The organism is Streptomyces sp. NPDC001093 (genome assembly GCF_040298985.1).
Taxonomy (GTDB): domain Bacteria; phylum Actinomycetota; class Actinomycetes; order Streptomycetales; family Streptomycetaceae; genus Streptomyces.
In genome coordinates, this window is the sequence record NZ_JBEPBF010000046.1 from 52,957 (window position 1) to 67,463 (window position 14,507).

General features: G+C 71.0%; 13 protein-coding genes and 1 pseudogene. 10 read left to right on the forward strand and 4 right to left on the reverse strand.

Annotated elements, in window-relative coordinates; all coding sequences use genetic code 11:
* Positions 1-71 precede the first annotated feature (71 nt).
* From ABT288_RS23180 to ABT288_RS23190, 3 genes are read left to right on the forward strand one after another with little or no spacing between them, the layout of a single operon-like run.
* The gene (locus ABT288_RS23180) at positions 72-596 is read left to right on the forward strand and encodes a PadR family transcriptional regulator (RefSeq protein WP_351610861.1); all 525 of its coding nucleotides are present in this window, start codon (positions 72-74) and stop codon (positions 594-596) included.
* On the forward strand, positions 593-1,279 hold the full coding sequence (locus ABT288_RS23185; RefSeq protein WP_351610864.1) for an ABC transporter ATP-binding protein: 687 nt from the start codon (positions 593-595) through the stop codon (positions 1,277-1,279). Before ABT288_RS23180 ends, ABT288_RS23185 begins: the two co-directional genes overlap by 4 nt.
* Positions 1,276-3,507 (forward strand): ABC transporter permease, encoded by a 2,232-nt coding sequence (locus tag ABT288_RS23190; RefSeq protein WP_351610867.1) that lies wholly within the window; start codon positions 1,276-1,278, stop codon positions 3,505-3,507. Before ABT288_RS23185 ends, ABT288_RS23190 begins: the two co-directional genes overlap by 4 nt.
* 212 nt (positions 3,508-3,719) lie before the next feature.
* Here ABT288_RS23190 and ABT288_RS23195 read toward each other — a convergent pair whose 3' ends face one another.
* A complete protein-coding gene (locus tag ABT288_RS23195) occupies positions 3,720-4,661 on the reverse strand; it encodes a helix-turn-helix domain-containing protein (RefSeq protein ID WP_351610870.1) in 942 nt (313 codons plus the stop codon).
* A gap of 247 nt (positions 4,662-4,908) precedes the next feature.
* On the opposite strand from ABT288_RS23195, the gene ABT288_RS23200 reads away from it, so the two are divergent.
* Positions 4,909-6,393, forward strand: a complete 1,485-nt coding sequence (locus ABT288_RS23200; RefSeq protein WP_351610872.1) for an MFS transporter — start codon at positions 4,909-4,911, stop codon at positions 6,391-6,393.
* Positions 6,394-6,818: 425 nt separating this feature from the next.
* Entirely contained in the window at positions 6,819-7,151 is a 333-nt protein-coding gene (locus ABT288_RS23205) for a hypothetical protein (RefSeq protein ID WP_351610875.1), read from the forward strand.
* Positions 7,152-7,496: 345 nt separating this feature from the next.
* Here ABT288_RS23205 and ABT288_RS23210 read toward each other — a convergent pair whose 3' ends face one another.
* Positions 7,497-8,309 carry a helix-turn-helix transcriptional regulator gene (locus tag ABT288_RS23210; RefSeq protein WP_351610878.1) on the reverse strand — a complete coding sequence of 271 codons (813 nt, stop codon included), beginning with the start codon at positions 8,307-8,309 and terminating at the stop codon, positions 7,497-7,499.
* A 72-nt stretch (positions 8,310-8,381) separates the two neighbouring features.
* Between ABT288_RS23210 and ABT288_RS23215 the strand changes: the two genes are divergently transcribed.
* Positions 8,382-9,098 (forward strand): SDR family oxidoreductase, encoded by a 717-nt coding sequence (locus ABT288_RS23215; RefSeq protein ID WP_351610881.1) that lies wholly within the window; start codon positions 8,382-8,384, stop codon positions 9,096-9,098.
* Between the two features lie 258 nt (positions 9,099-9,356).
* Here the strand turns inward: ABT288_RS23215 and ABT288_RS23220 are convergent.
* Positions 9,357-9,617 (reverse strand): annotated as a pseudogene (locus ABT288_RS23220) (transposase family protein); the annotation flags it as partial.
* 162 nt (positions 9,618-9,779) lie between these two features.
* Here ABT288_RS23220 and ABT288_RS23225 point away from each other — a divergent pair.
* The 3 genes from ABT288_RS23225 to ABT288_RS23235 all read left to right on the forward strand — a co-directional run bounded on the left by ABT288_RS23225 (position 9,780) and on the right by ABT288_RS23235 (position 12,413).
* Positions 9,780-10,247: a hypothetical protein gene (locus ABT288_RS23225; protein ID WP_351610883.1), complete on the forward strand. Its 468-nt coding sequence runs from the start codon at positions 9,780-9,782 to the stop codon at positions 10,245-10,247.
* 370 nt (positions 10,248-10,617) lie between these two features.
* Positions 10,618-11,130 carry a GNAT family N-acetyltransferase gene (locus ABT288_RS23230; RefSeq protein WP_351610885.1) on the forward strand — a complete coding sequence of 171 codons (513 nt, stop codon included), beginning with the start codon at positions 10,618-10,620 and terminating at the stop codon, positions 11,128-11,130.
* An 815-nt stretch (positions 11,131-11,945) separates the two neighbouring features.
* Positions 11,946-12,413: an HIT family protein gene (locus tag ABT288_RS23235; protein WP_351610888.1), complete on the forward strand. Its 468-nt coding sequence runs from the start codon at positions 11,946-11,948 to the stop codon at positions 12,411-12,413.
* 92 nt (positions 12,414-12,505) lie between these two features.
* On the opposite strand, the gene ABT288_RS23240 is transcribed toward ABT288_RS23235, so the two are convergent.
* Positions 12,506-13,039, reverse strand: a complete 534-nt coding sequence (locus ABT288_RS23240) for a MarR family winged helix-turn-helix transcriptional regulator (protein WP_351610889.1) — start codon at positions 13,037-13,039, stop codon at positions 12,506-12,508.
* A gap of 250 nt (positions 13,040-13,289) precedes the next feature.
* Here ABT288_RS23240 and ABT288_RS23245 point away from each other — a divergent pair, with 250 nt between their 5' ends.
* Positions 13,290-14,357 carry an alkene reductase gene (locus ABT288_RS23245; RefSeq protein ID WP_351610891.1) on the forward strand — a complete coding sequence of 356 codons (1,068 nt, stop codon included), beginning with the start codon at positions 13,290-13,292 and terminating at the stop codon, positions 14,355-14,357.
* Positions 14,358-14,507 lie beyond the last annotated feature (150 nt).

Below are 14,507 nucleotides of genomic sequence, written 5' to 3' on the forward strand. Positions count from 1 at the left end.
GAGGCCCCACGACCAGTATGCACCCTCAGCAGATATACACTCAGAGTATATCTCCGGTGTATGGTCCTCGCATGAGTGTTCCTCTCACCCTGTTGGGGCTGCTGGAGCGGGAGCCGAGCCACGGCTACGACCTCAAGCGCGACTACGACGCCTTCTTCAACCGCGGCAAACCGCTGCCGTACGGGCAGGTCTATACGACCCTTGGCCGGTTGGCGCGGGACGGGAAGGTCATCGCCGGCGAGGCGGAGCCCGGAGTCGGCCCCGAGCGCAAGCGCTACGTGATCACCGAGGCGGGGGCGACGGAGTTCGAGACCTGGCTCGCCGAGCCGGTGGCCCCCGAGCCCAACCTGCAGACCGTGCTGTTCACCAAAGTCGTGCTGGCCCTGATGCTCGGCCGCGACGCCCAGCAGTATCTCGACACCCAGCGGGCCGCCCATCTGCAGCGCATGCACGAGCTGAACCAGCTGCGCCGCACCGGCCCGATCATCGACGCCCTGCTCGCCGACCACGGACTGTTCCACCTGGAGGCCGACCTGCGATGGATCGAGCTGACCACGGCCCGGATGGACAAGCTCGCAGCGGCGGTGCGCACATGACCGCCCTGATCGAGGCTCGCGACCTCACTCTCTCCTTCGGCGAGACCCCCGCCCTGCGCGGCGCCAGCCTGGCCATCGAGGCCGGCGAGGTGTTCGCCGTGATGGGACCCAGCGGCTCGGGCAAGTCCACGCTGCTGCACTGTCTGGCCGGCATCCTCACCCCCGACTCGGGCGAGGTGCACTTCGACGGACGCCGCATCGACACCCTGAGCGAGGCCGAGCGCAGCGCCCTGCGCCGCGACACCTTCGGCTTCGTCTTCCAGTTCGGCCAGCTCGTCCCCGAGTTGACCGCCGAGGAGAACGTCGCCCTGCCGCTGCTGTTCGCCGGCGTGCGCCGGGCAGCCGCGCTCGCCGAGGCCCGGCCCTGGTTCGCCCGGCTGGGCCTGGACGGCCTGGAGCGGCGCCGCTCCGGGGAGTTGTCGGGCGGTCAGGCGCAGCGGGTGGCGCTGGCCCGCGGTCTGGTGGCCCGGCCCAAGGTGCTGTTCGCCGACGAGCCGACCGGGGCCCTGGACTCGCTGACCGGTGAGCAGGTGATGGACCTGATGGTGGACGCGGCCCACGAGGAGGGCACCACCGTCGTCCTGGTGACCCACGAGCCCCGGGTCGCCGCGCACGCCGACCGGGAGGCCATCGTCAGGGACGGCAAGGCCGGCCTGCTCACGACGGGACGGATCGCCTCGTGATCGCCTTCGCGCTCCGCCTCGCGGTCAGCGGCGGCCGGGAGGCGGTCGCCCGGCTGGCGATGATCGCCGCCGCGGTCGCCATCGGCGTCGGGCTGCTGCTGTCGACCTTCGCCAGCATGAACGCCGTCGAGCGGACGAACCAGCGGCAGGTGTGGCTCGACACCGGCGCCGCGAGCCGTACCGAGCGGGCGTCGGCGGACCGGCTGTGGTGGTGGCCGCACGGCGACTACTACGAGGGCAAGTCCCTCACCGAGGTCGACGTCGCCGCGACCGGCCCCAACTCGCCCGTCCCGCCCGGCCTGACGCACCTGCCCGCGCCCGGCGAGTACTACGCCTCCCCCGCGCTGGCCCAGCTGATCCGCGACACCCCGGCCGACCAGTTGGGCGACCGCTTCCCCGGGCGTCTCACCGGCACGATCGGCGACGCCGCTCTGGCCTCCCCGGACTCGCTGATCGCCGTCATCGGCCGTAACCCCGCCCAGATCAAGGGCGCACCAGGAGCGAGAGCGGTCACCACCATCGCCGACACCCGGCCATCCACCTGCGACAACGAGTGCTGGGACAACGCCGTGCGCGGCGACGCGATGACACTCATCTCCTCCGTGGTGGCCGGGGCGCTGATCTTCCCGGTGCTGATCTTCATCGCCACCGCGACCCGTCTGTCCGCCGCCACGCGCGAGCAGCGGTACGCGGCGATGCGGCTGGTCGGCGCCACTCCCCGGCAGGTGTCGGTGATCTCGGCGGTGGAGTCCGCGCTGGCGGCGGCCGCCGGGACGGTGACCGGCTTCGGGCTCTACGCCGCGCTGCGCCCGCTGGTCGCCACCATTCCGCTCACCGGGCAGCAGCGGTTCTTCCTTGCGGATCTGACGCTCAGCACCCCGCAGACCCTCGGCGTCGTCGTCGGCGTGCCGGTGGCGGCGGCGATCGCGGCGCGCCTCGCGCTGCGCCGGGTCACCATCTCCCCGCTCGGCGTGACCCGCCGGGTGACCCCGCGCCCGCCGCGCGCCTGGCGGCTGATCCCGCTGCTGGCGGGCCTCGCCGAGCTGGCGTACTTCGTCTTCGCAGGCCGCCGCCCGGCGACCGGGAACGGCCAGACGGCGGCCTACCTCCCGGGATTCCTGGTGGTGATGCTGGGCCTGGTGATCGCCGGGCCGTGGCTGACCATGACCGCCGCCCGGGCGGTGGCCCGGCGCACCCGACGCCCGGCCGCCCTGATCGCGGTGCGCCGGCTCGCCGACGACCCGAAGACCGGCTTCCGCGCGGTCAGCGGCCTCGTCCTGGCCCTGTTCGTGACCACGGCAACAGTCAGCATCATCGGCACCATCAACGACTACCGAGGCACACTGGGCGGCGACCGGCAGACCCGGACGGTTGTGGAGGACGGCGGCGACGGCGAGGCGCCGCTGGCCGGGGCCATCCCGGCACGGCTGCTCACCGAGGTGCGGGCGATCCCGGGCGTGCGGGGCGTGGCCGTCGTTCACGCCAACCCCGACGGCATCGGCAAGGATCCCACCGATCCCCGCCCGGAGGCGCCTGCGCTGGTGTCCTGCTCCGACCTGGCGCAGACCCCGATGGTCGGCCGCTGCCCGGCCGGAGCGAGCGCCACGGCCGTCGACTTCTACGCCTTCGTCAGCCTGCAGTCGCGGCCGGACCAGTGGCGCGCCGCCTCGATCAGCACGGCCGCCCTCGCCAGGCTGCCCGTGCAGATGGTCTACGTGCCCACCGACGGGTCGAAAGCCGCCATGGAACGCGTACGGACCCTGCTCACCACCGCCTACCCGCACCAACAGGCCCGCACGGTGGGCGACTGGGGCACCAACTTGCAGCAAGAGCTGGCCGGTTGGCGGCAACTGGCCAACGTGGTGCTGCTGACCACCCTGCCGATAGCAGGCTGCAGCCTGGCGGTGAGCGTCGTCGCGGGACTGTCGGATCGCCGACGCGCGTTCGCGTTGCTGCGGCTCACCGGCGCGCCGCTGCGGTTGCTGCAGCGGGTGATCGGCCTGGAGAGCATGCTGCCGCTGCTGGCGGTGGCTGCGATCTCGATCGGTACGGCCTTCGCCGCCTCCGCCCTGTTCCTGAAATCGCAGATGCACTACGACCTGGTGTCGCCGGGCGCGGCGTACTACGCGCTCGTCGCCCTCGGCCTCGTCGCCTCGCTGGGCATCATCGCCTCGACCCTCCCTCTGCTCAAACGCATCACCGGCCCAGGGGCCGCCCGCAACGGCTGACGCGCCAACTCGTTGATGGAGCAGTGTTCTGCGGTGAACATCCTCGAAGTGGCGCACCGCATAGGCATGTTCGGCTGGTCGAAGGGCGGGATGCCGACCGCCCTCGTCATGATCGAAGGCCAGCGTCGTTCCGTGAAGCGTCGGCACCGCGCAACTGCGCGGTGCCGACGAAGACCTCCAGGAATTGCCGGCTCCGTCCGGGGGGGCCAGGCTCAGCCGGCGGAGGTGTGGGCCGGGGAAAGCGTGCCGGTGGGGCATGGCTCGTCGGCTGGCTCCGGATGTTCCGAGGGTACCGACTCCGGTCGGGCGCCCGCGGAGTCCAGGCGGAGCATGGCGGTCTCGTCCGGGGTGCCGGGGACTGCCTGGTAGACCACCATTCGCTGGCCGCCCGTCCGGGCCAGTTGCATGACCTCGTAGGTCAGGGTCATCGGTCCGACCTGCGGATGCCGGAAGGACTTCTGCCCTCCGCCGCGTTCGCAGACGTCGTACCGCTCCCAGAGCCGAGCGAACTCCGGTGACTTCACCACCAGTTCACCGACGAGCGCGGTCAGCTCGGGATCATCAGGATCGGCTCCGGCAACGGCCCGCAGATGCGCCACCGAGAGCGCGACGGTCTCCTCCCAGGGCTGATAGAGCGTCCGGCCGACCGGGTGAAGGAAGAGATAGCGGGTCAGGTTGCGCTGCTCCTGCGGCCAGTCCCAGAGTCCGGGCAGCAGTCGACGGCCGGGCGGGTTCGCCGCCAGTATGCGGTTGTAGCGGCTGACCACGTAGGCGGGGAGCGGACGCACCGACTCCAGCATCCGCAGCACCGAGTCGCGGACGGCGTGTTCGGAGGAGGCGGGCAGTTCACCGATCCGTCCGGAGGCCAACTCTGCGAGTTCGTGGAGGCGTTCGTAGGCGTCGCCGCGCAGGCGCAGGGCGCGGCCGAGGGCGTCCACGACGGCGGGGGAGGGGTTGGTCTCCCGGCCGCGCTCCAGACGGATGTAGTAGTCGACGCTCACTCCGGCCAGCGCGGCCAGTTCCTCCCTGCGCAGTCCGGGAGTACGGCGCAGTCCCGCGCCGGCCGGGAGGCCGACGTCCTCCGGCCGGACCTGCGCCCTGCGGGCTTTCAGATATCTGCCGAGTTCGGTGCCCCGTGGGTCTGCTGCTGCCATTCGGCCCATTGTGGCAGGTGGACCGGGGACGTGGGGGGCCCTGTCAGGACCTGGAACGCCGCACCCCGGGAACAGCCCGGTCTGCCAGGCGCCCACGTGAGGGCGGAGAGTTGTTCTCGCAGCGGGCGGCCCGGCCGCCGGAGCCCAGGGCGTGCGAGGCACAGGACCGCGGCCCCGGCAGGCTGAGGCCGCCCGCCGACTCTCTCCGATGTGCAGTCATTTCCCTTTGTTTACCAAGGAGTTCATCATGCGATCCGTCCCTGTCCTTGCCACCTCCGCGTCCACCGCGCCCGCCCACGGGCACGGTCGGCAGTCGTCTGCGCCCACGCTCCGGCGACGACAGCCGCACCGGTCCCGACCAGCCGCGCCGCCCGCCGACGCCCTCACCGTGCCGCGGCGTGGCGGCACCGCGCTGGTCGCTGCGCTGCTCGGCTTCACGGTGATCACTATCGACGTCTCGGCCGTGAACATCGCTCTGCCCGCGATAGGGAGGTCCCTGAACGGCGGGATGACCGGACTGCAGTGGGTGGTGGACGCGTACACCCTGATGTTCGCGGCCCTGATGCTGTCCGCCGGCGCCCTCGCCGACCGTGCGGGCGCCCGCCGTGCCTACGCCTGGGGCGTGGCCCTGTTCACCCTCGCCTCCCTCGGCTGCGCCCTGGCGCCCGGCATCGGCGTGCTGGTCGGCGCGCGCGTGGCGCAGGGCGGCGCAGCCGCGGTCGTGATGCCGGCTTCGCTGGCTCTGATCCGGCAGGCCTACGAGGACGCCCGGGCGCGTGCCCGCGCCATCGCGCTGTGGACGGTCGGTGGTTCGGTGGCGATGGCCGCGGGGCCGGTGCTGGGCGGGCTGCTCACCGAGTCGGCCGGCTGGCGGGCGGTCTTCCTGATCAACCTTCCGGTGGGCGCGGTGATCCTGGGCCTGCTGGTCCGGGTGCCGCGCTCCGCGCGCCGGCCCGCCGCGGTGGACAGCGGCGGCCAGCTCACCGCCGTGTTGGCCCTCGCCGGGCTGGCCTTCGCGGTGATCGAGGGCGGTCACCTGGGCTGGACCAGCGGCCCCGTGCTGGTCGCCGCCGCGCTCGCCGTCGCCTCCGGGTTCGCCTTCCGCGTGGTGGAGGCCCGGCACCGCCAGCCCATGGTCCCCCTGGGCATGCTGACGGACCACCGGGTCGCTGTCCCGCTGGCGGTCGGTTTCGCTGTCAACGCGGCCTTCTACGGCGGGGTCTTCCTCCTCGGGCTGTACTACCAGCAGCTGCGCGGGATGTCGGGGATCACGGCCGGGCTGATGTTCGTCCCTATGTCGGCGGTGGTGACGGCGACCAACCTGGTTTCGCCGCGGCTGGCGGAGCGGATCGGGCGGCGGCCGGTGATCGTCGCCGGTCAGCTGATCTTCACCGGAGCGATGCTGGCCATGCTGCCGCTGGCCGCGCACACCCCGGTGTGGCTGGTGCTGGTCCTGCTGCTGCCGCTGAGCGTCGGCGGGGCGCTCGTGGTGCCCGCGCTGACCGCGCTCCTGATGGACGCCGTCCCTGGAGAGCGCGCGGGGACCGCGTCGGGGCTGCTCAACTCCTTCCGTCAGACCGGAGGCGCGCTTGCAGTCGCCCTCTTCGGCAGTCTGCTCCCCGGCCCCGGCGGGGGCTTCTCGCTCCCAGGCATGCGCATCGGCCTCCTGGCCGTCGCCGCCCTCCTCCTCGCCACCGCCGTCCTGTCCCGCCTCCTCCTGCCCCGGGGCTGACCCCCGCGACCGGCTCCACTCGGCCACCCACAGCGGATCCAGGTCCACGAACACGAGCTCGTTGTGCCGTACCGCCTCACGCAGTTCGGGGTACCTCTCCTGCCGCAGCAGGCAGTACGGCACAGCTCGTCATCGCCTCGGCCAGGAACAAGGGATGCGCCTCTCGGCCGCCGGCGTCCAGTGCATCCTCGCCGAGGATCGCCTGGCCGACGGCGCGGGCTGAATGTCACCCACAGCTACTGTGCGCGACACGGCCGACCCGTGCGGACGGGGAATCAGGGTGAGCAGGTCCGGTGACCCGCTGAGTACCGGGTGGGGTCCGAGGGTCTGGATCAGACTGTCCGCCGGTAGGGTCGGTGCCCGGGCCGCCATGAGATCGGAGAGGCGCCATGCCCAGTCGGAACGGCGGCCGGAGACCTACGCCGTTGAGCGGCATCTTCGCCGCGGATCTGCAGGTGTTCCGGTTCTACGAAGACGGAACCGTCCTCGACGTGCTCGTGCGCCCTGCACCCCGGCCCGAGGACGCCGAGGCACTCGCGAGGTGGCTGCGACGCGAAACGCCTATTTCAGGTGTTCACACGGCACACTTCGAACAGCGCGGGGCGCGTATTGCGTTCACCACCCGCGGCCACCTCAGGCCCGAGGAGATCAGGGTGCGCGGCACTTGGTCCCACGGCCGACTCACCCTGGGCCTCGCGGGTAGTGGCTGGGAGATCAAACCCCAGCACTTCTCACGCTTGGACGTCGCCCGGCGGTGAGCCCGTGCAACGCCCTGCATGTGGCGTGTTCAGGCGTGGAACTGCGCACAGAGCCAATCCAGTCATGCGTTTCGACTCCCACGATCCCGAGGCCAGCTCCGACCGATCGTCGGTGAACGGCACATGATCACGGCCGAGTCCGCCGGTCTGGGCAGCGGGAGGCAAGTCCACGTGCAGTTGCCGGGCCCTGTACGTCCTGACCTCGGGTATCACGCCCCGTATCACGCCCCGAGGCAGCGGATCGCACGGCCCGGTTCCCAGACTTCGTATGCGGCTCGCGCCCACGTGCGGGCCCATCTGACATGCCGGGCAGGGTGCGGCGAGCATCTCCAGGAGGCATCGGTCTCAGGCGACCTGCCTGGCCAGCCTGTGCAGGGCCCGCGCGGATGGTGATCCGGGGTCTGCCGTGATCAGGACGACTTCCTGGTCATCCTCGGGCACCAGCAGGACGTCGCAGTTCAACCGCAGCGGGCCGGCTTCCGGGTGGTTCAGGGTCTTGGTGCGGTGCCCGGGAGCGTGGACCGGATGCGTCTGCCAGATCTGCCGGAACTCCTCGCTGCCGGCGTGCAGTTCAGCCAGCAGGGCGGTGAGCTGTGGGTCGCGCGGGTAGCGGTCAGCGGCCCGGCGCAGCCGCGCCACGACGATGTGCCCGAACTCCTCGGCTTTGGAGCTCTCGTGCATCTGTCGCTCGCCCAGAAAGCGGCGCCGGGCCAGGTTTGCTGTCCCGCCGGCGAGGTCGCCACCGAGCAGTGCCTGGGCCAGGGGGTTCCAGGCGACGACGCCGTACGTCGCGTCAGTGACGATGGCAGCGGTCTCCGGCAGCCGCTCCAGCATCCGGGCCACGTGCGGGCGTACCCGCCGCACGGCGTTGCTGCCGGGCGGCGGTGGCGATCCCGCCAGACGGAACAGGTGGCTGCGCTCGGTCGACGTGAGGCGCAGTGCCTGGGCCAGCGAGTCAAGGATCCGGGCCGACGGCCGCGGGCCCCGGGCCTGCTCCAGCCGCGTGTAGTAGTCGACCGACATATGGGCGAGCACCGCCACTTCCTCGCGGCGCAGGCCCGGCGTACGGCGGGCGGTGCTCGTCGTCAGGCCGACCTCGTGCGGACGGAGGCCCGCCCGACGGTCCCGCAGGAAGCGGGCGAGTTCCTGCCGCGCCATGCCACCTCCCGCCGCCTGCCTGGTACAAACTGTCCCTGGCAGGGTGCCCACCGCCAGGGGACCGTAGTTTGCATGAACGATCGCACAGCTCTGGTCACCGGTGCCAACAAGGGCATCGGCAAGCACATCGCCCGGCTGCTCGCGGCCGAGGGTCTCACCGTGTACGTGGGCGCCCGCGATCCGGGGCGCGGACAGCGGGCCGTCGAAGAGATCGGTGCCGGCGCCCGGCTGCTGGTCCTCGACGTGACGGATCCCGACGCCATTGCACAAGCCGCGGCTCGGGTGAACCGCCTGGATGTGCTGGTCAACAACGCGGGCATCTCACCGTCACTCGCCCCACCGGCGGAGACCCCGGTCGAGGAGTACCGGCGCACGTACGAGACCAATGTGTTCGGGGTGGTGGCGGTGACCAATGCCTTCCTGCCCGCCCTGCGCCGGTCCCCGCACCCCCGCATCGTCAACATCTCCAGTGGTACAGCGTCGCTGACCTGGAGTACAAACCCCAACCCACAATTCGCCCCGGGAAGCGGTGGCGCCGCCGCCTACCGGTCGTCCAAGGCCGCTCTCAACGCCCTCACCGTTCTGTACGCCCAGACACTGGCCGAGGACGGCTTCAAGGTCAACGCGCTCGCCCCCGGCCTGCGGGCCACCGATCTCAACCCCAGGGCCGCCGCTGCCGGCGGTGACCCGGCCGAGGCCGCGCACGGTGCCCTCCGCCTGGCCCTGCTGCCAGACGACGGCCCCACGGGTGGCTTCTTCTCCTGGGACGGAACGCCCGTGCCCTGGTGATCGGTGAACAGCCATGGGCTGCGTCGGGGACGGGTGTCCCAGCGGTGAGTGGTCCAGGCTCTGCGGATGAGGCTGCGGACAGGGGTGATCGTGTCCGCGAGGTCGACGCGGCCGACCAGGTCCAGTGGGGCGGGCCGTCGGGCCGTCGGGACGGCGGGCACCGCGCACGGTCTTGCCGTCCACCGCGAGTGCGGGCGCGGGTTGGTCGTTTTGCTCGGCCGCACCGCTGCGCACCCGTTGGGCCGGCCACGCACCGATGGCAACGTCCAGTGCGTGGCCGTCGACTTTCTGGACCACACGCCGGTTGGCGGCCTCGGCCGTGGCGGCCGGGCCGGTGTCCGGTTCACGGCGCGGCCCGCCGAGTCGGATCAGCAGGTGGGCTGGGGCATCGGCGGCCCATTCGGCGATCGCCGCCAGGCACTTCGCGCTGCCCAGGACCGCACACGTCGCCTGGGTGATGACGAAGACCTGGGGGTGCCGGCGTCCCCGGCTGCGGCGCGGGCCGGTCACCGCTGCCACGTGGGGGAGCAGACAGGAGGCCTCGGCGGATGCGGGCTTTGCGGCCGTACCTGCCCCCGTACCCGGCCCGCGCCACCGTCGTCAAACCTGGCAAGCGAGCTGATTCCCCCTCACTTCCGGCGGCTGTGCGAACGAAGCGCACCTGTCGGCTAGCGTGAACGGGTGAATCAGGTCTGGGCGTCGTTGATCGGTGTCGTACTCGGCGGAGCTATGTCCTACTTGGCCCAGCTGACCACCGCACGCCAGGCCGCCCGCAGCGAGGACCAGCGCCAGGCCGCGCAACTGGCCGAGGCCCGCCGTGCCGAACGGCTCGAGGTGGTGCGGGAGTTCATCCAGCTCACGCAGCAGGGCATACGCCTCGCCGAGGAACGCTACGGGGCACCTGACTGGTCCTCCGGCTGCACCCCCCAATGGCGCGCCGCCGAACGGGACCTCATCGAACGCCTCTGGGTCTGCGAGCGGATGATCCTGGTCCTCATCGGGCCCGAGCTCTACCAGCTCGCCTGGGACTACGCGAGCGCGGTGAACCATGTCCTGTGGGAGGACCTCGGCGAGTCCGAAGCCGCGTGGAACCACCTGCGCGCACCCATGAACACCTTCCTCAACGCGGCCCACGAGAGGCTGGGCTGACCCGGGCCGCCTGGGGGGCGCGTATCAGGCTCCGGACGGCTCCGGCCACCACAGTGGAAAGCACTCGACATCACTTTGCGAGGCGTCTGGATTCGACCACCGAGCTCTGGATGTCCCCGGTTTCGACAGCGGCAAGGCCGGCGTACCGGTGTGTGCACTCGGAGCCGTGTATGGTTGGTGGGTCGTGCTTGATCAGGAGCTGACGCCAAGGGAGGTGAGGTTGATGACCGCGTTCAAGGCCACGCTGTGCAGTGCCCGGGTCTCCCTCACGTCCCGAGCCGTGGCCTGACTCTCCTGTCCGCCCTCGCTGGGAGCGTGAGCTCGCGGGGCCTACCACACGACAACCTCCTGAAACGGATCTTCCACCGGCATGGACAACACCTGGATCACGCGCGCCGAAACCAGCGCCGACGTCCCCGCCATTCGCGACATCAATCTCGCCGCCTTCCCCACCTCTGCGGAGGCCGACCTCGTCGACGCCCTGCGCGCCGATCCGACCGCCTGGATCGAGGGCCTGTCCCTCGTCGCCGCGGACAAGGCCGGCAACTTGGTGGCTCACGCCCTGCTGACACGCTGCCATATCGACACCACACCGGCCCTGTGCCTGGCCCCGTGCGCTGTCCGACCCGAGCAGCAGCGGACCGGTGCGGGCACCGCGGCCGTCCGCGCGGCCCTGGCCGCGGCAAGGTCACGCGGCGAACACCATGTAGTCGTCCTCGGCCATCCGACCTACTACCCTCGGTTCGGATTCACCCGTGCTTCTGACCACGGCATCGGCCTGGCCATCGACGTCCCGGACGACGCCCTGATGGCACTCAGCCTCGACGCCGGCCATCCGCTCCCCACCGGAACCGTCCACTTCGCCGCACCGTTCGGTATCTGACCCCACCTGTGCCCGCGCGGGGGACTCCGGGCTCCCGCGTGGCACGCCCCCATCGGCCGATCTGAAGAAGCCGTGAACAATCGCCGTCGTGGCTGGGGTTCTGGCTCAGCTTTCGTGCAGGGGCCACTGTGAGCGACGTCTGAGCGTCCCCCGAGCGCCTGACGCAGAGCCGTGCTCCAGCTACGAGTTCGGCGGTTCCGGTACCGGAAAACAGTGTGTCTCCGCCGTACCTTCGCGGAGCAGGTACCCGGCCGCATCCGCAGCTACGGCCAGGGCACACCGGGCGGCTGCGCTCCACTCTGGCCGCAGTCGGTCTTGGCCTGGCCGGCCGGGCCGGCACCCGGCCGGCTTCCGTCCTCGGCGTGTCCGTCAGCCGGAGCACGGTCATGCGCCTGGTCGACGCTCTGTCTGAGCCCGAGGTGCCCGGCGCCGCGGGTGGTCGGCGTAGAGGCACGCGCCACCCGCAAGGGCCGCCACTACGGCACCGTGCTGGTGGACGTCGAAACCCGCCGTCCGATCGATCTGCTTCCGGACCCGGGAAGCTACCAGCGGGATCGCGCCACACGTCCGGTCCTTCGCTGTCGTTCTGACCGACGGGCAGGGAGAGCGGCTGCCGGACTGCCTCGATGCCGTCCGGCAGGACGACCTGCCCAGCATCCACACCCTCGCCGCAGGCATCGTTCCGCGACCGAGCCGGTTTCGCCCTCCTACGGAAACGTGTACTGCTGGCGTGACGGGCAACGGCGGCTCGTGGCCCCTCACTTCGGCCCAATGCGTCAAGTCGGCGGATACCTCAGAGCCATACGATTCCTGGCATGACGACAGCCAACTGCTACGCCTGCGGCCAGGAAGAACGATTCGACGATCTGCCACTACGTGAGCGCATCGTCGTGGATCAGCATTGGCGGGTGGCCCATGCTTTTGACACGGCACTTCCTGGATGGCTGGTGCTGCTGCCCCGTCGCCATGTGACGGCCATCCACGAGCTCACCGAGTTGGAGGCCGAGACGCTGGGAATGTGGCAGGTCAGGTTGTCTCGGGCTCTCCACGACGTGACTGGGTGCGTCAAGACCTACGTTGCGCAGTTCGCTGAGGTTGAAGGGTTCGCCCATGTGCACTTCCACGTTGTGCCGCGCATGAGCGATCTTCCCCAAAGTCTGCGTGGTCCTGGTGTCTTCGGGTTGCTCAGGCAGCCTGAACAACGACGGGTGTCCGCCGGCACTACAGATGAAATCGTGCACGGCCTTCGCGCCCACCTACGTCCTGACCCTTACGCCCCGTGACCGGCCCTCTGGATGCCCGTGAGGCAGCGTGTCCCCGTAGCCAAGGACGAGTGGTCCGGGGTTTGCCCCAACAGATGGGCACCGCCGAGGCGTTATCGCTCCTCGTCCGTACCCGCGGGATCGGCGGCGGCCTGCACGAGGTTGTGCTCCAGGCGTTGCAGGGTGAGCAGGGCCGCGGCCCGCTCCTCGGCGGACATATCAGCGGTCGAGAGGTCCTCGAGCCGGCTCCAGATCTGCTCGACCTCACGGCGCAGGGCATGGCTGGCCACCGTGGGTTCGATGAGGGACGCGCGCTTGTCGGTGGGGGAGGGGCGGCGACGGACGAAGCCGGCCTGCTCCAGGCGCCGGACGGTGCGGGTCATGGTGGCGGCGTCGGAGTCCATCAGGCGCACGAGGTCGGCCTGCCGCTGAGGGCCGAGATCCCACAGGTGCATCATGACCAGCTCCTGGCCCGGATGAAGTCCGATGCGGCGCAGCAGCTGCCCCGCGAACATGCGGTGCAATCGGGCCAGGCGGAAGATCGCGTGACTGATCGGGCCGCTGCCGGCCGCGGCCGGCACCGGGACGGTTGCCTCCTGCCCCGTTCCCGTGGGACCCCATCCGGCTTCCGGTGTGGGCTGTGCCATCTCTTCCTCACTTTCCTGCCCGATCAACTTAATCCTACCTGTCGATAGGCCCTTCGGCGGCCTGTCTCGCTTCGGAGCGGGAAACAGCAGGCCGTGAGGTGTGACGCCCTTCACATTCGACCTGGGGAATGGGTGGACGACTTTACCTGTTCGGACAGGTGATTTACTTGTCCGAACAGGTAATCGCCCCGTGCGGGCCGGGCCGCGTGCGCCCGGACCGCACAACAGCACTCATCCAGAGGAAGAGGCCATGACCACTGCTTTCGATCCGATCGTCCTGGGCGGCAAGCGCCTGGCCAGCCGCGTCGTGATGGCGCCGATGACTCGCAGCCGTGCCTTCGGGCCCGGTGCCGAGCCGACAGAACTGATGGCGACGTACTACGCGCAGCGCGCCAGCGCCGGACTGATCGTCACCGAGGGCATCCAGCCCTCGCCGGTCGGGCAGGGCTACCCGGACACCCCTGGACTGCACACGCCCGGGCAGGTGCGGGCGTGGCGGACCGTGACCGACGCCGTGCACCGCGAGGGGGGTGTGATCTTCGCGCAGCTGATGCACACCGGGCGGATCGGCCACCCGAGCCTGCTGCCCGACGGCCTGCTTCCGGTGGGGCCGTCGGCGGTGGCCGCCAAGGGCCAGGTCTACACCCACGAGGGGCCGAAGGACTTCGTGGTGCCGAAGGAGCTGGGCGAGGCGGAGATCCGGCAGACGATCGCTGACTTCGCCGCCGCGGCACGCAACGCGGTTGAGGCCGGGTTCGACGGCGTGGAGATCCACGGTGCCAACGGCTATCTCATCCACCAGTTCCTCGCCCCCAACACCAACCAGCGCACCGACGCCTGGGGCGGCGGTGTCGAGGGCCGGATCCGCTTCGCCGTCGAGGTCGTCACGGCCGTGGCCGAGGCGATCGGCAGCCACCGGGTCGGCCTGCGGATCTCGCCAGGAAACCCGTACAACGACATGTCCGAGGACAACCCGGGCGAGGTCTACGGGGCGCTGTTGGACCGGCTCGCCGGCCTGGAGCTTGCCTACCTGCACCTCATGGAGGGGCCGGACCGCGCCCTGACCGCGTCGCTGCGCAAGGCGTGGCCCGGCACGTTCGTCCTCAACCCGTTCACCCACCCCGACGCCACCGGCCCCGGCGCGCTGAAGCTGGTCGAGGACGGCAGCGCGGACATGGTCGCCTATGGGGCGCTGTTCCTGGCCAACCCCGATCTGCCGCGCCGCCTCGCCGCCGACGGTCCGTTCAACACCCCGGACCCGGCCACCTTCTACGGCGGCGACCACCGCGGCTACACCGACTACCCGACCCTGGACTGACGTCCGTTGCCGCGTTGCGGCCCTCCTGGTGTTCGGTGCCGCCGAGAACAACGAAAGCCGAGGCGGCCGGACCCCCGCCCCCGCACGGGCGGCCCCCGTGCCCGTCGCCCTGCGCAAATACCCCGGCGCGGGCGGGGGCTGCGGGCGGTC

Excerpts from the sequence above, each read along its gene's own strand:
- ABT288_RS23210 (WP_351610878.1), bottom strand. The coding sequence starts at position 8,309 with ATGGCGCGGCAGGAACTCGCCCGCTTCCTGCGGGACCGTCGGGCGGGC.
- ABT288_RS23195 (WP_351610870.1), bottom strand. The coding sequence starts at position 4,661 with ATGGCAGCAGCAGACCCACGGGGCACCGAACTCGGCAGATATCTGAAA.
- ABT288_RS23245 (WP_351610891.1), top strand. The coding sequence starts at position 13,290 with ATGACCACTGCTTTCGATCCGATCGTCCTGGGCGGCAAGCGCCTGGCC.
- ABT288_RS23230 (WP_351610885.1), top strand. The coding sequence starts at position 10,618 with ATGGACAACACCTGGATCACGCGCGCCGAAACCAGCGCCGACGTCCCC.
- ABT288_RS23240 (WP_351610889.1), bottom strand. The coding sequence starts at position 13,039 with ATGGCACAGCCCACACCGGAAGCCGGATGGGGTCCCACGGGAACGGGG.
- ABT288_RS23235 (WP_351610888.1), top strand. The coding sequence starts at position 11,946 with ATGACGACAGCCAACTGCTACGCCTGCGGCCAGGAAGAACGATTCGAC.
- ABT288_RS23180 (WP_351610861.1), top strand. The coding sequence starts at position 72 with ATGAGTGTTCCTCTCACCCTGTTGGGGCTGCTGGAGCGGGAGCCGAGC.
- ABT288_RS23200 (WP_351610872.1), top strand. The coding sequence starts at position 4,909 with ATGCGATCCGTCCCTGTCCTTGCCACCTCCGCGTCCACCGCGCCCGCC.
- ABT288_RS23215 (WP_351610881.1), top strand. The coding sequence starts at position 8,382 with ATGAACGATCGCACAGCTCTGGTCACCGGTGCCAACAAGGGCATCGGC.
- ABT288_RS23185 (WP_351610864.1), top strand. The coding sequence starts at position 593 with ATGACCGCCCTGATCGAGGCTCGCGACCTCACTCTCTCCTTCGGCGAG.